The 23080-nt window shown below is 71.3% G+C and carries 21 protein-coding genes and 1 pseudogene; 11 read left to right on the top strand and 11 right to left on the bottom strand.

Translation table 11 applies throughout. From position 1 onward, the window contains the following. The 3 genes and pseudogenes from AB0D44_RS29625 to AB0D44_RS29635 all read left to right on the top strand — a co-directional run. Positions 1–186 (top strand): annotated as a pseudogene (locus AB0D44_RS29625) (MFS transporter); the annotation flags it as partial. 300 nt (positions 187–486) lie between these two features. Next, the gene (locus tag AB0D44_RS29630) at positions 487–816 is read left to right on the top strand and encodes a nuclear transport factor 2 family protein (protein ID WP_362596512.1); all 330 of its coding nucleotides are present in this window, start codon (positions 487–489) and stop codon (positions 814–816) included. A gap of 198 nt (positions 817–1014) precedes the next feature. Then, positions 1015–1632 (top strand): hypothetical protein, encoded by a 618-nt coding sequence (locus tag AB0D44_RS29635; RefSeq protein WP_362596514.1) that lies wholly within the window; start codon positions 1015–1017, stop codon positions 1630–1632. Positions 1633–1770: 138 nt separating this feature from the next. On the opposite strand, the gene AB0D44_RS29640 is transcribed toward AB0D44_RS29635, so the two are convergent. The 3 genes from AB0D44_RS29640 to AB0D44_RS29650 form a co-directional block, all read right to left on the bottom strand. Beyond that, positions 1771–3051 (bottom strand): extracellular solute-binding protein, encoded by a 1281-nt coding sequence (locus AB0D44_RS29640; protein ID WP_362596516.1) that lies wholly within the window; start codon positions 3049–3051, stop codon positions 1771–1773. A 266-nt stretch (positions 3052–3317) separates the two neighbouring features. Beyond that, positions 3318–3935, bottom strand: a complete 618-nt coding sequence (locus tag AB0D44_RS29645) for an SMI1/KNR4 family protein (protein WP_362596518.1) — start codon at positions 3933–3935, stop codon at positions 3318–3320. A 59-nt stretch (positions 3936–3994) separates the two neighbouring features. Further along, the gene (locus tag AB0D44_RS29650) at positions 3995–4345 is read right to left on the bottom strand and encodes a DUF192 domain-containing protein (RefSeq protein ID WP_362596520.1); all 351 of its coding nucleotides are present in this window, start codon (positions 4343–4345) and stop codon (positions 3995–3997) included. A 193-nt stretch (positions 4346–4538) separates the two neighbouring features. Here AB0D44_RS29650 and AB0D44_RS29655 point away from each other — a divergent pair, with 193 nt between their 5' ends. Then, positions 4539–5312, top strand: a complete 774-nt coding sequence (locus AB0D44_RS29655) for an A24 family peptidase (RefSeq protein WP_362596522.1) — start codon at positions 4539–4541, stop codon at positions 5310–5312. 131 nt (positions 5313–5443) lie between these two features. On the opposite strand, the gene mgrA is transcribed toward AB0D44_RS29655, so the two are convergent. Next, positions 5444–6481: an L-glyceraldehyde 3-phosphate reductase gene (mgrA, locus tag AB0D44_RS29660; protein WP_362596524.1), complete on the bottom strand. Its 1038-nt coding sequence runs from the start codon at positions 6479–6481 to the stop codon at positions 5444–5446. A gap of 125 nt (positions 6482–6606) precedes the next feature. Between mgrA and AB0D44_RS29665 the strand changes: the two genes are divergently transcribed. The 5 genes from AB0D44_RS29665 (at position 6607) to AB0D44_RS29685 (ending at position 12257) form a co-directional block, all read left to right on the top strand. Then, positions 6607–7368, top strand: a complete 762-nt coding sequence (locus tag AB0D44_RS29665; RefSeq protein ID WP_069921737.1) for an isoprenyl transferase — start codon at positions 6607–6609, stop codon at positions 7366–7368. A 326-nt stretch (positions 7369–7694) separates the two neighbouring features. Then, positions 7695–9011, top strand: coding sequence for a PhoH family protein (locus tag AB0D44_RS29670; RefSeq protein WP_362596526.1), 1317 nt, complete (start codon positions 7695–7697; stop codon positions 9009–9011). A 422-nt stretch (positions 9012–9433) separates the two neighbouring features. Beyond that, on the top strand, positions 9434–10138 hold the full coding sequence (locus AB0D44_RS29675) for a transglycosylase SLT domain-containing protein (protein ID WP_362596528.1): 705 nt from the start codon (positions 9434–9436) through the stop codon (positions 10136–10138). Between the two features lie 114 nt (positions 10139–10252). Beyond that, complete coding sequence (locus tag AB0D44_RS29680; RefSeq protein WP_362596530.1) at positions 10253–11593, top strand: AI-2E family transporter; 1341 nt, start codon at positions 10253–10255, stop codon at positions 11591–11593. Continuing rightward, positions 11583–12257, top strand: a complete 675-nt coding sequence (locus AB0D44_RS29685) for a hypothetical protein (RefSeq protein ID WP_362596532.1) — start codon at positions 11583–11585, stop codon at positions 12255–12257. The genes AB0D44_RS29680 and AB0D44_RS29685 overlap by 11 nt, the downstream gene beginning before the upstream one ends. Before the next feature lie 59 nt (positions 12258–12316). On the opposite strand, the gene AB0D44_RS29690 is transcribed toward AB0D44_RS29685, so the two are convergent. Both AB0D44_RS29690 and AB0D44_RS29695 read right to left on the bottom strand, forming a co-directional pair. After that, the gene (locus AB0D44_RS29690; RefSeq protein ID WP_362596534.1) at positions 12317–12856 is read right to left on the bottom strand and encodes an alkyl hydroperoxide reductase; all 540 of its coding nucleotides are present in this window, start codon (positions 12854–12856) and stop codon (positions 12317–12319) included. Positions 12857–12860: 4 nt separating this feature from the next. Next, complete coding sequence (locus AB0D44_RS29695) at positions 12861–13415, bottom strand: peroxiredoxin (protein ID WP_030159560.1); 555 nt, start codon at positions 13413–13415, stop codon at positions 12861–12863. 135 nt (positions 13416–13550) lie between these two features. On the opposite strand from AB0D44_RS29695, the gene AB0D44_RS29700 reads away from it, so the two are divergent. Then, positions 13551–14498, top strand: a complete 948-nt coding sequence (locus tag AB0D44_RS29700; RefSeq protein ID WP_362596536.1) for a hydrogen peroxide-inducible genes activator — start codon at positions 13551–13553, stop codon at positions 14496–14498. Between the two features lie 56 nt (positions 14499–14554). Here AB0D44_RS29700 and AB0D44_RS29705 read toward each other — a convergent pair whose 3' ends face one another. Both AB0D44_RS29705 and AB0D44_RS29710 read right to left on the bottom strand, forming a co-directional pair. Beyond that, positions 14555–14800: a hypothetical protein gene (locus AB0D44_RS29705; protein WP_362596538.1), complete on the bottom strand. Its 246-nt coding sequence runs from the start codon at positions 14798–14800 to the stop codon at positions 14555–14557. Further along, positions 14797–15705: an SPFH domain-containing protein gene (locus AB0D44_RS29710; RefSeq protein WP_362596540.1), complete on the bottom strand. Its 909-nt coding sequence runs from the start codon at positions 15703–15705 to the stop codon at positions 14797–14799. Before AB0D44_RS29710 ends, AB0D44_RS29705 begins: the two co-directional genes overlap by 4 nt. A 232-nt stretch (positions 15706–15937) precedes the next feature. Here AB0D44_RS29710 and AB0D44_RS29715 point away from each other — a divergent pair, with 232 nt between their 5' ends. Then, entirely contained in the window at positions 15938–18211 is a 2274-nt protein-coding gene (locus AB0D44_RS29715; protein WP_362596542.1) for a transglycosylase domain-containing protein, read from the top strand. A 99-nt stretch (positions 18212–18310) separates the two neighbouring features. Here AB0D44_RS29715 and AB0D44_RS29720 read toward each other — a convergent pair whose 3' ends face one another. The 3 genes from AB0D44_RS29720 to AB0D44_RS29730 form a co-directional block, all read right to left on the bottom strand. Continuing rightward, positions 18311–20554 (bottom strand): ATP-binding SpoIIE family protein phosphatase, encoded by a 2244-nt coding sequence (locus AB0D44_RS29720; protein WP_362596544.1) that lies wholly within the window; start codon positions 20552–20554, stop codon positions 18311–18313. A 257-nt stretch (positions 20555–20811) separates the two neighbouring features. Continuing rightward, positions 20812–21519: a DUF402 domain-containing protein gene (locus AB0D44_RS29725; protein ID WP_362596546.1), complete on the bottom strand. Its 708-nt coding sequence runs from the start codon at positions 21517–21519 to the stop codon at positions 20812–20814. Positions 21520–21621: 102 nt separating this feature from the next. Next, entirely contained in the window at positions 21622–23025 is a 1404-nt protein-coding gene (locus AB0D44_RS29730; protein ID WP_362596548.1) for a class II fumarate hydratase, read from the bottom strand. Positions 23026–23080 lie beyond the last annotated feature (55 nt).

Below are 23080 nucleotides of genomic sequence, written 5' to 3' on the forward strand. Positions count from 1 at the left end.
GCCGTGGCCGTCGGCACCCACTGGGCCTTCCTGGTCTGCGCCGCCATCGCCGTCCTCGGCTTCGCGGCCGCCTGGTTCATCAAGGAAGTCCCGCTGAGGGGCGCGGCCCCCGCCCCGGCCGACGGCGGCGGGGCCGGCCGCGAGGGCGGGGCCGCCCCCGTCCTGCAGGAATCAGCCGCCCGCTGAACGGCCGGCCGGCCGACCGGCCGACCGGCCGACCGGCCGGACGGCAGTACCAGGGCCCGGCCCCGGTGGACGCTCAGGTCCCCCGGGGCCGGGTCAACCAGGTGCCGGCCCGGCTGAAGGAGCAGGGCAGGCCGACCGGCTTCCCGGTCCGTACCGCACCGAGGCCCCCGGGCCGCCGAAGCCGCTGCCGCCTCCTGACACGCCGTCCGGCAAGCGAACGGGTGAGGGTCGATGACGCGGCCCCGCCCCGGGTGTTCCCTGGTCGGGCACATCTGCCCGACCGACCGACCAGGAGCCCCCGTGACCATCGCCCCCGCCAAACTGTCCGACCCCGTCGTCGGCGCCTTCGTCGCCGCCGTCAACGCCCACGACAAGGACGCCTTCCGCGCCCTGCTCACCGCCGACGCGACCATGTCCGACGACGGATCCGACCGCGACCTCGACCAGTGGATCGAAAAGGAGATCTTCGGCTCCGGGGGCCACATGAACGTCCAGTCCGAGTCCGACGGCGGCCGCTCCCTGGTCGTCGACTACCGCAACGACACCTGGGGCGAGATGCGCACCGCCTGGCGGTTCACCATCGCCCCCGGCGGCGGCAGGATCAGCCGCTTCGAGACCGGCCAGGCCTGAACCACCGCCCCCGCGCCACCTCCCGCACGGCCGCCGTCACGCGCTGGTCCTCCGGCCCGTTCCCGCCGGGGAAGCCGAAACGGCGGCGCGTGTGCCCGTAGGCGCGTGCGGCGGGCGCTCCCGTACGGGTGAAAGCGCAGCCGGTGTCGTTCCGGCCCGCCGAAGGACCCCGTTGGACCGGGCATGAAGCGCACTCGCATGGCAGCACTCGCCCTCGCCACCACCGCGGCGGCCCTCGCCCCCGCCCTCGTCCAGCAGGCCACCGCCGCGGACGGCACGGCGTACCTCCAGGACCCCGCCGGGGGCGAGAAGACCATGAAGTCGATGTGGACCGCGGACGAGATGCACAAGGTGGAGGCGCAGTTCCGCTTCCACACCGGAGTCCAGTACGAGACGGTCACCCGCCCGGGCCCTGCCGGCGCCCCGGACTACGAACGCCAGGTTCCCGACCCCAAGACCCTGGCGTGGGAGCCGTCGTACGAGTTCGCCTGGGCGGTGTCGGACTCGACGCTGGTGAAGAAGGCGGTGACGGACAAGGGCGGCACGCACCCCATCGAGGTGCACGCCGTACTGCGGACGGCCAAGGGGGCCAAGGCGGGAGAGGTCCACCGGAAGCTGGACGGCAAGCCGCCGACGGGACGCGAGAAGGTCGCGGGCGGCAAGCGGATCGCGTGCGACTCCGGCGACTACAAGGTGGAGTGGTCGGTGACGCGCAAGGGCTACGGGACGCTCAAGGGCACGCTGGACTGGAACTCCAGCTGCGAGCAGCACCGCACCGCGTTCGCCGAGGACCACGGGAAGCAGGGCCAGAGCTGAGGGGCCGGCCGCCCTGCGCACCTTGTGGGTGCTCGGCGGGCGACGGGGCCGGCGGCCTCGGATCGAGAGCCGCAGGGGCCATCCTGCCGCACGGGGTGGTCTGCGGCACGGGCCGGAGGTCTCGTGTCACGGATTCCTTCAGCGCTTCTTCGAGGCCTCGTTGGCCTGGGCGGCGATGTCCTCGAGGACGGTCTTCGGGTCGACGCCCGGTTCCACCGCGCGGCCGATGTTGCGCTTGATGGTGTCGCTGACGGTCACCCAGGACGGGTCGTTGACCGGGTAGAGCTGGGCGCCGTACAGCGCGGTCAGGAACATCTGGTCGTTCCTGTCGAGGCCGCCGGCCGGGGTGCGCGAGGCGCTGACGGTGGACGGCAGCAGGTGGTAGCGGTCGGCGAAGTCGGACAGGTTCTTGTCCTGGTAGAGGAAGTCCAGGAACGCGCTGATCTGCTCGCGGTTGCCGTTCTGCTTGAAGGCCATCATCCAGTCCGCCACGCCCACGGCCGGCGGGACCTCGCCGCTCCCCAGGGCGTCCGAGACCGGCATCGAGACGGTGCCGACGCCGATGCCCTTGGCGCGCGCCTCGTGGGCGAGCGAGGGGTACCCGTTGAGCATGCCGACCTCGCCGCGCAGGAACGCGGCGAAGGCGTCGGCGCGGTTCAGCTGGGACGGCTGGGTGGGGCCCGTGTAGCCGGGGGCGACCAGGTTGTCCTTGACCCAGCGCCAGGTCTGGATGTTCGGGTCGGAGGCCAGGCTGTAGTTGCCGCTGCTGTCGGCGTAGCCGCCGCCGTTGCTCAGCTCCCAGATCATCGCCTCGGCGTGCGCCTCCTCCGGCCCCAGCGGCAGGGCGTACGGGAACTTCACGCCCTTGTCCTTGAGCGCCTTGGCGGCGGACTTGAGGTCGGACCAGGTCTTGGGAGCGCTGACGCCCGCCTTGGTGAACAGCGCCTCGTTGTAGAAGAGGAGGCGGCTGCTCGCCACGAAGGGCAGACCGTAGAGGGTGCTGCCGACGGTGCCCGCCTCGGCGAGCGGCTGGAGGAAGTTCGCCTCCCGGGTCACCGAGAGGAGTTCGTCCGCGGAATAGAGCTTGCCCTGCGCCGCGAAGTCCGAGTAGGAGCCCATGAGGGCCATGTCCGGCGCGTTCCCCGCCTTGACCATGCGGGAGACCTCGCGGTCGATATCGGCCCAGGGCAGGAGCTTGACCTCGACCTTGATCGCGGGGTGTGCGGCGGTGAAATCGGCGGTCACCTTGTCCCAGAAGGCCTTTGAACTGTTGGCCGGGGTGTCGCCGTATTCGGCGGCGACCAGGCGCAGCGTGCCTCCCCCACCTGCACCGCCGCCGGAACCGCCACATCCGGCCAGCGGTATCAGCAGAGCGAGCACGACCGTGGAGGCGGCCGTGCCGAAAATTCTTCGTCCCACGGGTGTCTTCCCCTGATTTTCTTTTGGATCCCGTTACTGCTTATGAGTTGCTCCGGGTCGAGGTGTCCCTCGATGGCCCGTTGGCCGGAATTCTCTCCCGAAAGTGGGGTGACTGATTCCATTGGGGCGCACTTGTGGTCAATGCTCCAACTGGGGCTTTTCCGCATGGTGTTTTCCGATATGTGATCCACCGAGCGGACGCGCGTAGACATGCCGAAACGCCCGTTTCCGGTCTCGGAACGGGCTCGGTGGAGCGACGGGGAACGTCAGTCGGCGAATTCGCCCGCGTACGGGTCGGGTTCGCCCGTCTCGGGATTGCGGCCCTCCTGCCACCGGCGCTGGGCCTTGCGCCAGTGGACGAAGCTGAGGTGGCCGCCGTCCCAGAAGGTGATGCTGACCGGGCTCACGTCGAACTCGTCGGAGCAGAGCCGGTAGAGGAATTCGGCCATGCCGTACGGGTACACGGCGAAGGAGTCGGCGGTGTGCCGGCCGCACACCAGGACCGGCCACCGCTCCGGGTCGGGGTCGGACGTGAGCCAGCACAGGATGTCCGACCCGCCGGTGACGCCCCAGGCGATGATCGCCTCCGGGTCCACGTCGAAGGCGGCGCGGCCGCCCTCCGCCTCCCAGACCTGGCGTGCGTTCTCGGTCTCCTCGGCCATCTCGGCCGGGTCCCACTGGAGCCCGGGCTTGGGCAGGGGGAGCAGGATGCTGGCCTCCCCGTTGATGGAGCCCGCGCCGAAACGGCCCATGAAGGCGACGAAGTCGGCCGGGAACCGGGTGCCCCAGGCCGCCTCCGCGCTCTGCCAGTCGATGTCCTCATCGGCGCCGTGCGTCGCCGGCATGATCTGCTCCAGCGCCTTGATCCGCGCGTTCTCCGTCATGCCGCTCCCCTGACACCCCAGCTCAACCGCCCCAACCTACCGCCGAGCCGGGACCTCCACTAGGACCGGTCCACGCGCACGGCGGTGCCCGGCCGCAGCCCCCAGCAGGCCATCGCCCCGGCCGCCGCCTCCAGGACGTGCCGCGAACGCGGCCGGGGCAGCCCGAGCCGGCCCGGGGCCATCGTCACCACGGCCAGGACGCACAGGTTCCGGTCGAGGTACGCCACGTCGATCGCGAAGCGCATCCGGAAGGTGTGCACGCTCGCCGCGGGGGTCAGCAGCATCGCCCCGGCGATGCCGTCCCGCCCGAGCAGCCCGCGGGTGCGGGCCCGGTAGGAGGCGGCGACCTCCAGCGGCACCGCCACCGTCCCGACCCGGAGAGTGGCCTCGCCGTCCTGCCAGTTCGCCATGGCGGCAGCCTAGGCCTTGCGGCCCGGAGGCGGGCCGGGGGCAGGGGCCGGAGTCGGATCCGGAGCCCGCGCCGGAGCCGGAGCCGGAGCCGGAGCCCGCGCCGGAGCCGGAGCCCGCGCCGGGGCCGGAGCCCGCGCCGGGTCGCCGCCGGCGGGCTGGAAGGCGGACGGGGGATGGGCCTACCTTCGGCGGATGGGGGTCATCGTGATCGTTCTCGCCGCCGCATACGGGGTCGCCGCCGGGCTGCTGCTGCCGCGCGCGGCCTGGCGGCTGTCCGTCGAGCCGGGGGAGCCCTGGCGCGACCGCTGTCCCGACGGGCACGTGCTGCCGGGCTGGCTCGGCCCGGCCCGCTGCCGGGTCCCCGCGGGAGCGGTCGGGTCAGCCCCGGACCCCGCGGCGCCCGCGCCCCCCGCCCCGCACGCGTACGGGAGGAGGGCCGCGCCGGTCGCCCTCCTGACCGGCGCGCTCTGCGCCGGGCTCGGGGCGGCCGTCGGGGCGCGGCCCGAGGCACCCGTGTACGTGGGGCTCGCGCCGGCGCTCGTCCTCCTCGTACTCGTCGACCGGGCCGTGCACCGGCTCCCCGACGTCCTGACCCTGCCGCTGGCCGCCGCTTGCGCCGCCGGGCTCGGATCGGCCGCCCTCCTGCCCCGCGCCGCGGGCGACTGGCGGCTCGCCCTGATGGGCGGCGGCCTGCTCGCCGCCGGGTACCTGGTGCTCTACGCGATCAACCCGGCGGGCATGGGCCTGGGCGACGTCAAGCTGGCGCTCTCCCTCGGGGTCGCTCTTGGGTGGTACGGGTGGGGGGTATGGGCCGTCGGTGCCTTCCTGGGCTTCCTCTACGGGGCCCTGTACGGCCTTTTCCTGGTGCTGCACGGCTCCGCGACCCGCGCGCAGGGCTTCGCCTTCGGCCCCTTCATGGCCGCCGGCGCGCTCACCGGAGTGCTGCTGGGCGGTTTCGGAGCGTAATCGTGGCGCGGCAATGCACGCATCACGCTTTACGAAGGGTTATGGTGGAACCCCCCCCTCGGGCCGGTCCGTATCCCCCCCACGGACCGGCCCGTTTTTCGTTCTCCGCACCCCACCGCCATCCGCGCAGGTCAGCCGCGCTGGGCCCAGAGGTTGGTGCCGGGGGTGGACACCGCGAAGGAGTCGATCTCCTTCAGCTCGGCCTCGGAGAGCGGATCCGCCGCCAGCGCGGCCACGTTCTCCTCCAGCTGCCGCACGCTCGACGCGCCGATCAGCGCCGAGGTCATCCGGTCGTCGCGCAGCACCCACTTCAGCGCCAGCTGCGCCAGCGACTGGCCGCGCCGCCCGGCGATCTCGTTCAGCCCGCGCAGGCGGCGGAGCACCTCGTCCGACAGCAGGTCCGGGTTGAGCGACTTGCCCTGGGTGGCGCGCGAGCCCTCGGGGATCTCCTCGAGGTACTTGCCCGTCAGCAGGCCCTGCGCGAGCGGCGCGAAGGAGATGCACCCCATCCCGGCGTCCTCGAGGGTGTCCAGCAGGCCGTCGTCCTCCGTCCAGCGGTTGATCATGGAGTACGAGGGCTGGTGGATCAGCGGGCGCACCCCCATCCCGCGCAGGATCCGCACCGCCTCGGCCGTCTGCTCCGCGGTGTACGAGGAGACGCCGACGTAGAGCGCCTTGCCTTGCTGGACCGCGGACGCCAGGGCGCCCATGGTCTCCTCCAGCGGGGTGTCCGGGTCGAAGCGGTGCGAGTAGAAGATGTCGACGTAGTCCACCCCCATCCGCTTCAGCGAGGCGTCGAGCGAGCTCAGCAGGTACTTGCGGCTGCCCCATTCGCCGTAGGGCCCCGGGTGCATCAGGTAGCCGGCCTTGGTGGAGAGGATCAGCTCGTCGCGGTAGGAGGCGAAGTCCTGCGCGAAGACCTTCCCGAAGTTCAGCTCGGCCGACCCGGGCGGCGGACCGTAGTTGTTCGCCAGGTCGAAATGGGTGATGCCCAGGTCGAAGGCCCGTCGCAGGATCGCCCGCTGGGACTCCAGCGACTTGTCGTCGCCGAAGTTGTGCCAGAGGCCGAGGGAGATGGCGGGGAGTTTGAGGCCGCTGTGGCCCGTGCGCCGGTACTCCATGGAGTCGTAGCGCGTGGACTCTGCCCGATAGGGATTGGTATCAGTCACGTTGTCCTCCCTATCACGGAGCTGTGACAGACCGAGTTGGGTACCCCCTGCCGCCGCGCAGTAATGTGGCGCACTCGGGGGACCGCAATTCGCACGGGGGCATTGCACGGAGGGGCTGGAAGATCGTGAAGCTGCGCGACCTGGTGTACAGGCTCTACGCACGCCGGGTGGAAGGCCGCCTCGACCATGACGCGGCGCCCAAGCACATCGGCGTCATCCTGGACGGGAACCGGCGCTGGGCGAAGGCGTCCGGAGGCACCACGGAACAGGGCCACCAGGCCGGAGCCGACAAGATCTCCGAGATGCTGGGCTGGTGCACCGAGACGGACGTCGAGGTCGTCACCCTGTGGATGCTCTCCACGGACAACCTGGACCGGCCGGAGGTCGAGCTCCGCCCGCTGCTCAACATCATCGAGAACACCGTACGGGGCCTCGCCGCGGACGGCCGCTGGCGCGTCCACCACGTCGGCAACCTCGACATCCTGCCCGCCCGGACGCAGACCGTGCTCAAGGAGGCCGAGCAGGCCACGCACGACGTCCAGGGGATACTCGTGAACGTCGCCGTCGGCTACGGCGGCCGCCAGGAGATCGCCGACGCGGTCCGCTCGCTGCTGCTGGAACACGCACAGAAGGGCACCTCCTTCGAGGAGCTCGCCGAGATCCTGGACATCGACCACATCGCGGAGCACCTCTACACGCGCGGCCAGCCCGACCCGGACCTCGTCATCCGCACCAGCGGAGAGCAGCGGCTGTCCGGATTCATGCTGTGGCAGAGCGCCCACTCGGAGTACTACTTCTGCGAGGTCTTCTGGCCGGCCTTCCGCAAGGTCGACTTCCTGCGGGCCCTGCGCGACTACGCGGCCCGCCACCGGCGCTACGGCACCTGAGGGACCCGGGGGAGTCGTCTGACGCCCCTTCGGTCACCGCGGCACCCTCTCTCCCGAGCTTTCACCTGGGCTTCACCGAGCGTCCGTCATATGCCATGGCATGGCCCGGCCTGATCGGGGAATACCCCTTTCAGGTCGATGCCCGATCCACGGGTGTCGAGTCTCAGCGGACGGCATGGGGCCGTCCGCCCGGGAGGCCCTTTGCACCAGGACGCACGTGCGGTTCGCACGGTCGGAGTGGAGGGCCGGGAATCGGCCCTGGCATGGGTGCCGATGACCGGTCCGGTCTTCATGGCCCGACCTCTTCCGAGGGGGTACGTCCTTCCGTGGTGACCAGCACAAAGCGCCGCCTGCCCGACAGGCGGACCTACGTCCTCGACACCAGCGTCCTGCTGGCAGACCCCAACGCGTTCTCCCGCTTCGACGAGCACGAGGTCGTGCTCCCGATCGTGGTGATCACCGAGCTGGAGGCCAAGAGGCACCATCCCGAACTCGGCTACTTCGCGCGCCAGGCCCTGCGCCTGCTCGACGACTTCCGGGTCCGGTACGGACGCCTCGACGCCCCCATCCCGCTGGGCGATCTGGGCGGCACCCTGCGCGTCGAGCTCAACCACTCCGACCCGGGTGTCCTGCCCGCCGGCTTCCGGTTGGGGGACAACGACTCGCGGATCCTCGCGGTCGCCCGCAACCTCCAGGCCGAGGGATACGACGTCACGGTGGTCTCGAAGGATCTCCCGCTGCGCATCAAGGCCTCCTCCGTGGGGCTGATCGCCGAGGAGTACCGCGCCGAGCTCGCGATCACCGATGCCGGATGGACCGGCATGAGCGAGCTCGCCCTGTCCGGCGAGCAGGTGGACCTCCTCTACTCCGAGGACCGCCTCTACGTCCCGGAAGCCGCCGAACTGCCCGTGCACACCGGGCTGGTCCTCCAGTCCGAGCGGGGCAAGGCGCTGGGCCGCGTCACGGCGGACGGCAACGTGAAGCTCGTACGGGGCGACCGCGAGGCCTTCGGGCTGCACGGCCGCAGCGCCGAGCAGCGCATCGCCCTCGACCTCCTCCTCGACCCCGAGATCGGGATCATCTCGATGGGCGGCCGGGCGGGTACCGGCAAGTCGGCGCTGGCCCTGTGCGCGGGCCTGGAGGCGGTGCTGGAGCGCAGGCAGCACCAGAAGGTGATGGTCTTCCGGCCGCTGTACGCGGTGGGCGGGCAGGAGCTCGGCTACCTGCCGGGTGACCAGGGCGAGAAGATGAGCCCCTGGGCACAGGCCGTCTTCGACACCCTCTCCTCGGTCGCCGGGCGCGAGGTCATCGAGGAGGTGCTGAACCGCGGGATGCTGGAGGTCCTGCCGCTCACGCACATCCGGGGCCGCTCGCTGCACGACGCGTTCGTGATCGTGGACGAGGCCCAGTCGCTGGAACGGAATGTCCTTCTGACCGTTCTGTCCCGGATTGGCGCGAACTCGCGGGTCGTTCTGACCCACGACGTCGCCCAGCGCGACAACCTGCGGGTCGGCCGGTACGACGGAGTCGTCGCCGTCGTCGAGAAGTTGAAGGGGCATCCGCTCTTCGCGCACGTCACGCTGGCGCGCTCGGAGCGCTCCCCGATCGCCGCACTGGTCACCGAGATGCTGGAGAGCCTCTGACCCCCAGGCGGGGTGAAACGGTCAAAGAGCCCATAGCGGGAAACAGAGTTGACGCCGCCCGGCAAAGGCCCGAGAGCCTAGCCGGGCGGCGTCGCGCTGCACAGGCCTTTGACGAAACCAGCGGCAACGTGCCAGGTGTGACCTTTCCCACGCAACGCAGAATTGCCCTGCGGCGTCGAGGTCCGGCAGAGTCTGTTTTCCGTCAGGCCCCGCATACGGCACTCCTGTACCTCCCGTGAGGTACGCGCAGCACCACAACTCCACAGCCGATTGCCGTATGCCGCCCGGAGTTTCACGCGGCAGCCTCCGCAAGGAGCTGCCCACGGGCCCGCGTCTCCAGTGACCCCAGAACCACGGAGGCCAGTGTCGAGGGGCACTCTTGCGCCGCTCGGTCACTGCGGACGCTGCTGGAAGGACACCGTGTGAGCCGGATCTCGGTTCGGGGCTTCGCAGTGGCTTCGGCCACCGCAGTCACCACCGTCGGCGCAGTCGTGGGCGTTGCCACCGGCGACCCCGCCTCGAACGATCTCGAGACGACCGCGTCCGGGGCGACTCTCCTCACTGACATCCCGGTCGGCGACCAGGCCCAGGTCCAGAGCGCGTCCCTGACGCAGCAGGCCGACACCATCGCCCACGCCGCCGACGCCGACGCGAAGCGCTCGGCCGAGGAGGCCGCCCGCATCCAGGCGGCCGAGGACGCCAAGGCCAAGAAGGCGGAGGCCGAGAAGGCCAAGGCGGAGGCCGACGCCAAGGCGAAGGCGGACCGCGAGGCGAAGGACGCGGCCAGCCGCTCCGCCGCCCGTGACGCCGGAGACTTCGCCGTCCAGAGCTCCTACACGGTCGCCCAGGTCAAGGCCATCGCCCAGCAGATGGTCCCGTCCGGCCAGTTCCAGTGCTTCTCGAACATCATCAACCAGGAATCCACCTGGAACTACCTCGCCGTGAACAAGTCCTCCGGCGCTTACGGTCTGGTCCAGGCACTGCCCGGTTCGAAGATGGCCTCGGCCGGTGCCGACTGGCGCACCAACCCCGCCACGCAGATCAAGTGGGGCCTGAACTACATGAACGAGCGCTACGGCAGCCCGTGCAGCGCCTGGAGCTTCCACCAGGCCAACGGCTGGTACTAGGCGACACCGCCACCCGCCCGACTCCGGGGAGCCCCGCACCGTCCTACGGTGCGGGGCTCCTCGCGTGTACGGTCTTTCGAGGCGTGATCAGCGGGGCGGGGGGAAGGGAACGACATGGCGAAGAGGGAAGGCTGGCTCGGCCGGCTCGGGAGCAGGCTGAACCGGATGGAGGCGCGCCTCCACGAGCGGCGCGCCGAAGTCGAGGCCGAGGCCAGGGGCGACCTGCCGCACTCCGTTCCGTCGAATGGCGGGGACGCGGCCGGCGCGCCGCTGCCGGGTCCCGCGACCGCCCCGGTCCTCCCCGACCGCCCCGACCCGGTCAGCGTGGTCCCGTGGGGTATGCGGGTCGCCGCCGAAGTCAGCTGGCGGCTGCTGCTCCTGGCCGGGATGCTCTGGGTGCTGATGAAGGTGATCAGCGAAGTCCGCCTGGTCGTCCTCGCCTTCGCCGCCGCCATGCTGGTCACCGCACTGCTCCAGCCCTTCGTGGTCCGGCTGCGCAGACTGGGCCTGCCACGGGGACTGGCCACCGCCGTCACCGCGGTCCTCGGCTTCGTGATCATCGGGCTGGTCGGCTGGTTCGTGGTCTGGCAGGTCATGGAGAACCTCGACGACCTCTCCGACCGCGTCCGCGACGGCATCAACGAACTCAAACTCTGGGCACTGGACAGTCCGTTCCACGTGACCGAGAAGCAGATCAACGACATCGCGAAGAACCTCAGCGAGACCATCGGCACCAACACCGAGCAGATCACCTCGGCCGGCCTGCAGGGCGTGACGGTGCTCGTCGAAGTACTGACGGGCATCCTGCTCGCGATGTTCTCGACGCTGTTCCTGCTCTACGACGGCAAGCGCATCTGGACCTGGACGCTCGGCCTGGTCCCGGCCGCCGCCCGGCCCGGTGTGGCGGGAGCCGGTCCGCGCGCCTGGCGCACGCTGACCGCGTACGTACGGGGCACCGTCCTCGTCGCGCTCATCGACGCCATCTTCATCGGCCTCGGCATCTACTTCCTGGACGTGCCGATGGCCGTGCCGCTGGCGGTCTTCATCTTCCTGTTCGCCTTCATCCCGCTCGTCGGTGCGGTGGTGTCCGGCGCGCTCGCGGTGGTCGTGGCGCTGGTGACCCAGGGGGTGTTCAGCGCCCTGATGGTGCTGCTGGTCGTCCTGGCGGTACAGCAGATCGAGGGGCACGTGCTCCAGCCCTTCATCCTGGGCCGGGCCGTACGGGTGCACCCGCTCGCGGTGGTGCTCTCGGTGGCCGCGGGCGGCCTGATCGCCGGCATCGGGGGAGCGGTGGTCGCCGTACCGCTGGTCGCCGTCACCAACACCGCGGTGGGCTACCTGCGGGCCTACTCGCGCGAGCAGCGCCACCTGGGGCACGGAGCGGTCGGCCCGGGCCCGCACGGGGCGACGGCCCTCGGCTCGGCGGCGCGGGAGGCCGGCACCGGTGATCAGTGAGCCGGAGCTGGACGGGGAGTGGCAGCCGGAGCGGCCGGCCGAGGTGGTGGAGCGGGGAGCGGGGGACGGGCCGTTACGGCGGTCGTCGGCCCGCCCGTGGCTGTGGATGCTGGGCGGGGCGGTGCTGGCCTCGGCGGTGTGGGCGGGGGCGCTGGCGGCGCAGAATCGATTCACCGATGGCCCGAGGATCTCGTACCGGCACAGCGAGAAGCTCTGCAGGGACGCGCCGCTGTCGGGGCTGGGCACGTTGGCCGGGGGGTTCGACGAGGGGCGGCACCGCCACGGCGAGAGTCCTGCCCTGGACTGGTCGTCCTGCACCTACAGCTCGCTGCGGGTCCCGGAGCGGGCCTCGTACTACGGACGGGTGCAGGTCGACCTGCACAAGAAGACCGACCCCGGGCCGGAATTCGGGACCGCCCTCCAGCTCGATCCGTTCCTGGACGCGGCCCCCGCCGAGCCGGAGCAGGTCCCCGGGCTCGGGGAACGGGCGCTGATCGGGGGACAGGTGAGGGCGCCGCGGCTCCAGGTGATCGACGGCGGGGCGGTCTTCACGCTCAGCGCCGAGTGGTGGGCCGAGGACGCGAGCGTCGAGACCGACGGGGACGCGCTCAAAGCGGCCATGATCGAGGACATGCGCGCGCTGATGGCCACGCTGAGGAAGTGAACGCGCAGGGCCCCCGCGGCCGGTGACGGCTGCGGGGGCCCTGGTGTCCGTACGGGTGACTACTCGGCGGCGAGCGCCGCTTCCGCGTCGAGGGTGACCGCGACGGCCTGGATCACCGAGGCGATCTTGAAGGCCTCCTGGACGGTCTCGCGGTCGACGCCGGCCTTGCGCAGGACCTGCTCGTGCGAGTCCAGGCACTGGCCGCAGCCGTTGATGGCGGAGACGGCGAGCGACCACAGCTCGAAGTCGACCTTCTCGACACCGGGGTTGCCGATGACGTTCATCCGCAGACCGGCGCGCAGCGTGCCGTACTCCGGGTCGGAGAGCAGGTGCCGGGTGCGGTAGAAGACGTTGTTCATCGCCATGACCGCGGCGGCCGACTTGGCGGCGGCGTACGCCTCGGGCGACAGGTTCGCCTTCGCCTCGGGCTCCAGCTCGCGCAGGACGCGCGGGGAGCGGGCGGCGATCGCGCAGGACAGGACGGTGCCCCACAGCTGCTGCTGCGAGAGGGTGTCCTGGTTGCCGATGACCGAACCGAGGTTCAGCTTCAGGTCCTTGGCGAAGTCCGGTATGGCGGACTTGAGGGAGTCGAGGGACATTCCGTCACTCACCGGCCAGCAGCGCGCCGGCGTCCAGGGTGCCCTCGCCCTTGTTCCAGTTGCAGGGGCACAGCTCGTCGGTCTGCAGGGCGTCGAGGACCCGCAGGACCTCCTTGGGGTTACGGCCCACGGAACCGGCGGTCACCATCGTGAACTGGATCTCGTTGTTCTGGTCGACGATGAAGACGGCGCGCTGGGCGAAGCCGTCCTCGCCCTGGACGCCGCACGCCTGCATCAGCTCGTGCTTGGAGTCGGCCAGCATCGGGAAGGGCAGGTCACGCAGGTCGGCGTGGTCCTTGCGCCAGGCGTGGTGGACGAACTCGGAGTCGCCGGAGACGCCGAGGATCTGGGCGTCGCGGTCCTGGAACTCCTCGTTCAGCTTGCCGAAGGCGGCGATCTCGGTCGGGCAGACGAAGGTGAAGTCCTTCGGCCAGAAGAACACCACGCGCCACTTGCCCTCATAGGTCTTGTGGTCGATCTGGGCGAACTCGCTGCCTGCCTCGAGCGAGACGCAAGCGGTCAGATCGTAGGTGGGGAACTTGTCACCGACAGTGAGCACGTACTCTCCTTGCGGACAGGAAAGTGACCCTTTTGGGGGCTTTCCGAGGGGGTTGGACTGATCTCACATGCTGACACAGCTGCATTGATTACGGAAATAGCTAGACTCGAGCCAGGTGATCGGAGGTACCTATCAGTGGCTGTCGGTAATAGGGGAGCGAAGCAACCCACGCTGGCACAGCTGCGCGCCTTCGCGGCCGTGGCCGAGCACCTGCACTTCCGGGATGCCGCCGCCGCCATCGGGATGAGCCAGCCCGCGCTCTCCGGGGCGGTGTCCGCGCTGGAGGAGGCGCTCGGGGTGCAGCTGCTGGAGCGGACCACCCGCAAGGTGCTGCTCTCCCCGGCGGGGGAGCGGATCGCGGCCCGGACCCGGGGGGTGCTCGAGGCGATGGGCGGGCTGCTCGAGGAGGCCGAGGCGGTACGGGCGCCCTTCACCGGGGTCCTGCGGCTCGGGGTCATCCCCACGGTGGCGCCGTACCTCCTGCCGACCGTGCTCGGGCTGTTCCACCGGCGCTACCCGCGCATGGACCTCCAGGTCCACGAGGAGCAGACGGCCTCGCTGCTGGACGGGCTGGCCGGCGGGCGCCTGGACCTGCTGCTGCTCGCGGTGCCGCTGGGTGTGCCCGGCGTCACCGAACTGCCCGTCTTCGACGAGGACTTCGTCCTGCTGGCGCCCCGGGACCATCCGCTGGCCGGGCGCAGGGACATCCCGCGCGAGGAACTGCGCGGCCTGCAGCTGCTGTTGCTCGACGAGGGGCACTGCCTGCGGGACCAGGCCCTGGACATCTGCCGCGAGGCCGGACGCACCGACGGGGCGGACGTGACGACCACCGCCGCCGGGCTGTCCACCCTCGTCCAGCTGGTCGCCGGGGGACTGGGCGTGACCTTGCTGCCGCGCACCGCGCTGCGGCTGGAGACCACCCGAAACGAGTACCTGGCCACCGGCTACTTCGCCGAGCCCGCGCCGTCACGGCGGATCGCCCTGGCGATGCGGACCGGCACGGCCCGGCAGGAGGAGTTCCGGGCGATGGCTGCCGCGCTGCGGGAGGCCGTACGCCCGCTGCCGGTGTGGCCGACCGACTGAGGGGCTGCGGGGCGGGGAGGGCCCCGCGCAGCGGCCCGGGCGACGGGTCCCCGGGGTCAGTCCGGGGACTTCGGGGGGCGGCCGCGGCGGGGGATGGGGCCCGGCCCGGAGGGGAGGCGGCCGGACTCCGCGAGGGCCCGGCGCAGCAGGAACTCGATCTGGGCGTTCGCGCTGCGCAGCTCCTCGCCCGCCCAGCGCGCCAGCGCGTCGTACACGAGCGGATCGAGCCGCAGCAGTACCTGCTTGCGCGCGGGCCGCCCGGCAGGGCCTGCCGCCCGGCTCCCCTCCTCGGGCGGGGTCACTGGTAGAGGGTGCCCGCGTTGACCACGGGCTGGGCCGCACGGTCCCCGCACAGGACCACCATCAGGTTCGAGACCATGGCGGCCTTGCGCTCCGGGTCCAGGTCCACGATCTCCTCCTCGGCCAGGCGGGTCAGGGCCAGTTCGACCATGCCCACCGCGCCCTCCACGATCTGCTTGCGGGCCGCCACGACCGCGCCCGCCTGCTGGCGCTGGAGCATCGCGGAGGCGATCTCCGGAGCGTACGCGAGATGTGTGAAGCGGGACTCGATGATGGCCACCCCGGCCGCGTCCACCCGGGCGTGCAGTTCGGCGGCCAGCTTCTCGGTGATCTCCTCGGCGTTCCCGCGCAGCGACAGGCCGCCCTCCTCGTGCGCGTCGTACGGGTACTCGATCGCGATGTGCCGCACGGCCGCCTCGGTCTGGGTCTCGACGAACTCCGTGAAGTCCTCGACCTCGAACGTGGCGCGCGCCGTGTCCTCCACCCGCCACACCACGACCGCCGCCAGCTCGATGGGGTTGCCGTAGGCGTCGTTGACCTTCAGGACGGCCGTCTCGTGGTTGCGCACCCGCGTGGAGATCTTCTCCCGGGAGGTCAGCGGGTTGACCCAGCGCAGGCCGTCCGTGCGGATCGTCCCCCGGTAGCGGCCGAACAGCTGGACCACCCGGGCCTCGCCCGGCGCGATCGTGTTGAGTCCGCTCATCGCGATGAGCGCGGCCAGGACCAGCAGGACGCCGCCCGCGATCAGCGCGACCTTGGCGGCAACTGCGGCCAGCACCGCGCCGGTCGTGATCAGGCCCGCGCCGGCCGCGACACCCGCCAGCCCGAGCAGCAGCGCCAGGCCGCCGCCCACGCTGCGCGCGGTGAACTCCCGTACGTCCTGCGGAGTGGAGACGCCGTTCGTCATGGTTTGCCCCGTTTCTCATGGTCGCAGCCGGTCGAGCTGCTTAGCAAAGTGATATCACTTTTTAGTTGTGCAGCAACCCTTGGGGCATGGTGGGCGTCGGTTCCTGTGGCGTGGGTGCTGATTCTCACGTCCGAATTGACCGGTATTGGCCAGGGTTGATCAACCTTTGTCACAGCCTGCGGTGTTAGCTTTCTGAGCTGACGTCGGGGGGTAATCGAGCGGAGCGGGAGCGATGGGCCGAGCAGAAGCGCGTAAGGCGCAGCAGCAGCGCGGTGCGCGGCGGGCGCCGAGCGGACGCGCCAAGGGCGCCGAGGGCAAGGGGAGCGCCGGCAAACGCACCGGCATACGCCGCTTCTTCACCTGGAAGAAGATCCTCGGGACGTTCCTCGGGCTGATCCTGCTCCTCATGGCCGCGGCGATCATCCTGTACTTCTCGGTGAACGAACCCACCGACCCGAACAAGCAGGCCACGCTCCAGAGCAACACCTACCGCTACGCCGACGGCTCGATCATGGCGCGCACCGGTGAGATGAACCGCGAGATCGTGCCGATCGACAAGATCCCCGAGGACGTCCGCACCGCCTTCATCGCCATCGAGAACAAGTCCTTCTACCAGGACCGCGGCATCGACGTGATGGGCGTGGCGCGGGGCCTGTTCAACACGGTCACCGGCAAGGGCAAGGCCGGCGGCTCGACGATCACTCAGCAGTACGTCAAGAACTACTACTTGACGCAGGATCAGTCGGCGACGCGCAAGCTCCGCGAGCTGGTGATCTCCCTCAAGGTCGACCGGCGCATGCAGAAGGACGACATCCTCGTCGGCTACCTGAACACCAACTTCTACGGCCGCAACGCGTACGGGATCCAGGCCGCGGCCCAGGCCTTCTACGGGGTCGACGCCGACAAGCTCACGCTGGAGCAGGGCGCCTACCTCGCCGCCGTCATCCAGGCCCCCAGCCAGTACGACCTGGCGACGGCCGGCCCGAACGGCACGAGGCTCGTCCACATCCGCTTCAACGCCGTCCTCGACAACATGGTCGAGATGGGCAAGCTGGACCCGGCCAAGCGCAAGACCATGACCCTCCCGGAGCCGATCAAGCCCAAGCCGCGCCCGGGCATGGAAGGCCAGAAGGGCTACCTGATCCAGGCCGCCAACGACGAGATGAACGAGCAGAAGATCACCGACGCCCAGATCGCGGCCGGCGGCTGGAACATCGTGCTCAACATCGACCCGAAGAAGCAGGCCGCGCTGGAGAAGGCCGTCCAGGACGAGCTGGAGTCCAAGCTCGACCGCAAGGACACCAAGAACCGCCCGCAGGACCAGAGCGTCCAGGCCGGTGCGACCTCGGTGGACCCGAAGACCGGCGCGATCGTCGCCATGTACGGCGGCCAGGGCCTGGCGGAGAAGTCCGCGAGCAACGCCCTGCGCACCGACTACCAGCCCGGCTCGACCTTCAAGCCGATCGTGCTCGCCTCCGCCCTGGAGAACAACGCCACCACGCAGGACGGCAAGCCGATCACCCCGAACGCGCTCTACGACGGAACCAGCAAGCGCCAGGTCGTCGGCAGCAAGATCCCGTTCAACCCGCAGAACCAGGACGACAAGGACTTCGGCAAGGAGATCACCGTCCAGGACGCGACCAACTACTCGGTCAACTCCGTCTACGCACAGATGATCGTGGACGTCGGCCCGCCCGCCGTGAAGAAGACGGCCCTCGCGCTCGGCATGAAGGACCGCGACGGCTGGCCCGAGGACAAGCCGGCCATGTCGCTCGGCACCATGAGCGCCAACACCCTGGAGATGGCGGGCGTCTACGCGACGCTCGACAACCACGGCAAGAAGGTCACGCCGACCATCATCAAGAGCGCCGAGCACAAGGACGGCGAGTTCACCCCCCGCCAGGCCGTCGGCGCGCAGGCCATCAGCCGGCAGACCGCCGACACCGTCACCAAGGTGCTCACCGGCGTCGTCAACGACGGCTCCGGCAACAAGGTCAAGAGCAGCGCCTACGAGGCCGCCGGCAAGACCGGTACCACCGAGTCCAACGTGGCCGGCTGGTTCACCGGCTACACCCCCGAACTGGTCACCGTCGTCGCGATGTTCGGCGAGGAGCCGGGCACCCACAAGCAGGTCACCCTCACCGGCACCGCCGGCGGTGGCCGCGCGGGCGGTTCCAGCTTCCCCGCCGAGATCTGGAAGGCGTACACGCTGGCCGCGCTCAAGGGCGTGGACACCGACAGGTTCGACGTGTCCGAGGCCGAGATGGGTGCCCCGCAGGCGCCGTCCCGCAGCCCCTCCCCGACGCCGTCGCAGAGCCCCTCCAGCCAGCCGCCGACCAGCAGCGCCCCGCCGCAGAACTCGCCGACCCCGACGCCGACCCCCACGCCGACCAACTCCGCGACGAAGTCGCCGACTGCGACGCCGACCCCGACCCCGACGGCGACCAAGACCGGCGGCCCGAAGCCGCCGGACCCGCCGCTGTTCCCGCAGACGCAGGGGCACTGACCCCGGGCGCCGACACCCGACACGCCGATACGCCGATACGCCGACACACCGCCGCCCCGCAGCCTTCAGGCTGCGGGGCGGCGGCGGTCTCGCACGGGGTCAGCGCCGTTCGTGGGCCCCCGGCAGCGCCAGCTCGAACCAGACGACCTTGCCGCTGCTGAGCCGGGTGGCGCCCCAGCGGCGGGCCATCCGGTTGACCAGGAACAGGCCGCGCCCGCCCTCGTCGGTGTCCCGGGCCCGGCGCTGGCGCGGCAGCTGCGGGGAGTCGTCGCCGACCTCGCAGCGCAGGACGTCGGTCCGCAGCAGGCGCAGGGTCACGGGCCGCTCCGCGTACCGGACGGCATTGGTGACGACCTCGCTGACCAGCAGCTCCAGCGAGTCGCTCAGCTCCTCCAGGCCCCAGCGGGTCAGCGCGCGGCGGGCGAAGCGGCGGGCCCGGCCCGGAGCGGTCTCCTCCGGGTCCAGGAACCAGTACGCGACGTCACTGGGGGCGATCCCGTCGAACCGGGCCGCGAGCAGCGCGATGTCGTCGTCCCGGTCGCCCGGGCCGAGCATGTCCAACACGTCGTCGCACAGGGCCTCCAGCGGCGGCGGGTGGTCCAGGCCGGTCAACTGGGCGGTGGTGGCCAGGCGTTCGCGGAGCTGCTCGATGCCGGTCCACACGTCCCGCAGCCGGGACTCCACCAGCCCGTCGGTATACAGCAGCAGGGTGGCCCCCGCCGGCGCGTCCAGCTCCACGGCCTCGAAGTCCACGCCGCCGACGCCGATCGGGGCGCCCGGGGGGACCCGGAGCACCTCGGCGCGGCCGCCCAGGTGCAGCAGCACCGGCGGCGGGTGGCCCGCGTTGGCGATGGTGATCCGGTGGGAGACGGGATCGTAGACCGCGTACAGGCAGGTGGCCATGCGGTCGGAGCCCAGGCGCTGGGCCTGCTCGTCCAGGTGGTGCAGGACCTCGGCGGGCGGCAGGTCCAGCTGCGCCAGCGTCTGCGCGGTCGTACGGAGCTGGCCCATGATGGCGGCGGAGGTCATGGAGTGCCCCATGACGTCGCCGACGACGAGGGCGACGCGGCTGCCGGGCAGCGGTATGGCGTCGTACCAGTCGCCGCCGACGCGCGCCGTCTCGGCGGCGGGCAGGTAGCGCGAGGCGAGCCGCACCCCGGTGGGCTGGGGCAGGCTGTCGGGGAGCATGGTGCGCTGCAGCTCGTCGGCGATGTACGCCTCGCGGCCGTACAGGACCGCCTTGTCGATGCCCAGCGCGGTGTGGGTGGCCAGCTGGGCGGCGACCAGCAGGTCGTTCTGCTCGAAGGCGGGCCGCTCGGGGCTGCGCAGGAACACCGCGGCCCCGATGACCCGGCGGCGCCCGCGCAGCGGCGCCAGTACGGCCCGGTTGCCGCGCGGCAGCGGATGGTCCACGCCCAGCAGCTCGGGAAGTGCGGCCTTGGCGGCGGCGGAGGACCCGAAGACGGGCCGAACGCCGCGCAGCACCTCGGCGAGCGCGCCGCCGGAGCGGATCTCGCACAGCTCGGCCGCGGGCAGGTCACCCTGCGGGCCGACCAGGGGCAGCTGGCTGAAGTCGAGCTCGCCGGCGGCCCCCGCGGCCCCGGCGAGGTCCAGGCCCGCGCCGATGGTGCCGCCCGACGCGGCATCGGTGAGATCGTCGATCGGCCGGAGCCGGTCGGTGCGGCGCAGCCTTAAGACGACCGGGCCCAGGGGACGCTCGTCCCCGACCGGCAGCGGGTCGCGCAGGTAGACGAGGATGGCGTCCGAGAAGGTCGGCACGGTGGCCCGGCACAGGCCGAGCACGATCTCGTCGAGGTCGATGCCGCGGGCGATCCGCCGGGTGGCGGCGCCGACGAAGCGCAGCCGGTCCCCCTCGCGGCGCGCGGCGCCCATCTCTCCGGCGGGCACACCGCCGCCCCCGGGCCGGCCCGCTCCGCCGTCGCCCTTGCCGCCCACGGTCAGGTCGGTGACCTCGCCGCGCGGGCGGGGGGTCTCGGCGGGGCTCCCGTGCACGGAGCCGCCCTCGAAGGTGCGGCCGTCCCTCGGACGGGCGGTGTCCGGTCCCGGGCCGGGGTCCTCGGCGGCCGGTACGTCGGCCGAGGGGCCCGACGCGGCGGCGCGGGGCCGGGGCAGTCCGGCGGCCGAGCGGGCCGCGCGCGCGTCGGTGGCAGCCGCGGCGGCGCCGCTGCCCGGCTCCGCCACGGGGCCCGTGCCGGCGCCCAGTGCATGCGCGCGTACGGCCTCGGCGGCGGCGATGGGCGCCTTGCCGTGGCCGGCCTCGTCCGTACCTCCGCCGGAGGCGACGGGCTGCGGGCCCTCCTGAGAGGTGGGGTACTCCGTCACGCGTGGAATTCCGTCCGTTTGCGCTCGATGTGCGCTGCACTCAACTCGGTCAGTCGCGGTATACCCGCTCAGCGGCCGGGGCACCATCACCCCGGGATTCCGCGTCCCCCCCGTTACCTCTCGCCCTGCGTCGACCTCCGGTCAAATCCCGCGTACGGCACGACACTTGCGCACACAGGGTCTCATCGCGCCGCTCCGCGCGCGCAACCGTGCGGAGGACGATCCTACGTTTGCACCCCAGGGGCGCATCAAGGGTCTCACGAGGTCATATGCGCCGGGGTGCGGTCCCAGTCCTCCGGCAGCTGCGGAACCGTCCAGGCCGGATCCGGCCGCCAGTTCTCCCAGCCGTCGCGGAACGGCGCACCCCATTCCTCGATGGCCAGGACCGCCGCCCGGCCGGCCTCCCGCACCCGGCCCGCCTCCTGCGGTCCCATCAGTCCGCAGCGCTGTGCCTGGGCGAACTCGTCCTCGTCCCGCCACGTCCAGCTGCGGTCCGGGTAGACGGAGATGTCGAGGAAGTGGTCCACGGAGTCGACCCCGCCCGACCAGCGCGTCCGGGGCTCCTCCAGGTTCACGTACCAGCTCTTGAACCGCCAGCCGTGCTCCCAGAACAGCCACACCGACCACGGGTCGCCCGGGCGCGCCAGCTTCAGCACGCCGGCGCCGAACCAGCGCGAGCGCACGGTGGTCCGCGGCGCGGTGTAGCGGGTGGCGAGCGGTTCCTCGTGGACGGGGGTGCCGTCGGCGAGGACCGGTTTGACGCACTCGGTGCCGGGGGCCATCCACACGGCCAGCAGTTCCTCGGTGTCCTGCACCACCGTGACGGGGCGGCAGATGTGCACCTGGCCCTTCGGCCCGGGGGCGTGGTCGCGGTAGCGCCAGAGGATCTGCTCCCCGGGCGTCCAGTGCGTGCCCTGCGCACGCGGGTGCGCGGAGCTGCCCGCAGGCCTGAAAGTACCTGTCATGCGCAGATCTTAGGTCGGCCACCCCCCTGGATGCTGCGGTGCAGGTCACCGAGGGGGTCGGGGACGGTAAACGACCGGATTCGGACCCTGTCGCGAGGCTGCTCAGGGACGGGTCATGCGCAGGACGTCCAGCGCCTCGTCGAGCTGCTCCACGGTGAGCGCGCCGCGCTCGACGTAGCCGGCCTCGAGCACGACCTCCCTGATCGTCTTCCGCTCGGCGAGGGACTTCTTGGCGACCTTGGCCGCTTCCTCGTAGCCGATGTACCGGTTCAGGGGGGTCACCACGGAGGGCGAGGATTCGGCGTACTCCCTGGCCCGCTCGGCATTGGCGGTGATCCCGTCCACCGTGCGGTCGGCCAGCAGGCGGCTCCCGTTGGCGAGGAGCCGGACCGATTCGAGGAGGTTGCGGGCCATCACCGGGAGCATCACGTTGAGCTCGAAGTTGCCGGCCGCGCCCGCCACCGCGACGGTGGCGTCGTTGCCCATCACCTGTGCGGCGATCATCAGTACGGCCTCCGGGACGACCGGATTGACCTTCCCGGGCATGATCGAGGACCCCGGCTGGAGATCCGGGAGATTGATTTCGGCCAATCCGGTGCGCGGGCCGGAGGCCATCCAGCGCAGATCGTTGGAGATCTTGGTGAGCGAGACGGCGATCGTGCGGAGCATCCCCGAGGTCTCCACGAGCGCGTCCCGGGCCCCCTGCGCCTCGAAGTGGTCGCGGGCCTCGGTGAGCGGCAGCCCGGTGTCCGCGGCCACCTCGGCGATCACGGCGGCGGCGAACCCGGGCGGGGTGTTGATCCCGGTGCCCACGGCGGTGCCGCCCAGCGGCAGCTCGGCCAGCCGCGGCAGGGCGGCGCGCAGCCGCTCGACGCCGTAGCGGACCTGGGCGGCGTACCCGCCGAACTCCTGGCCCAGGGTGACCGGCGTGGCGTCCATCAGGTGCGTCCGTCCGGCCTTGACGACCTGCGCGAACTCGGCGGCCTTGCGCTCCAGCGCGGCGGCGAGGTGCTCCAGGGCCGGGACCAGGTCGCGGGTGACGGCGGCGGTGGCGGCGATGTGGATGGACGAGGGGAAGACGTCGTTGGAGCTCTGCGAGGCGTTGACGTGGTCGTTGGGGTGGACCTCCCGGCCCAGCCGCTCGGTGGCCAGGGTGGCGATGACCTCGTTGGCGTTCATGTTGGACGAGGTGCCCGAGCCGGTCTGGAAGACGTCGATGGGGAAGTGGTCGTCCCAGCGGCCCTCGACGACCTCGGCCGCGGCGGAGCGGATCGCCTCGGCTACGTCCTTCTCCACCACCCCGAGGCGCGCGTTGACCAGGGCGGCGGCGGCCTTGATGCGGGCGAGCGCCTCGATGTGGGCGTGCTCCAGCCGCTGTCCCGAGAGGGGGAAGTTCTCCACCGCGCGCTGGGTCTGGGCGCGCCATTTGGCGTGGGCGGGCACCCGTACGTCGCCCATGGAGTCGTGCTCGATCCGGAACGCTTCGGCCTGCTGGTGATCGGTCATTTTCGTGGCCTCCTCAAAAAGTTGAGCAATTGTCTTGTTCGAAGTGTTCCCAACT

This window comes from Streptomyces sp. NPDC048349 (assembly GCF_040651925.1).
Lineage (GTDB): Bacteria > Actinomycetota > Actinomycetes > Streptomycetales > Streptomycetaceae > Streptomyces.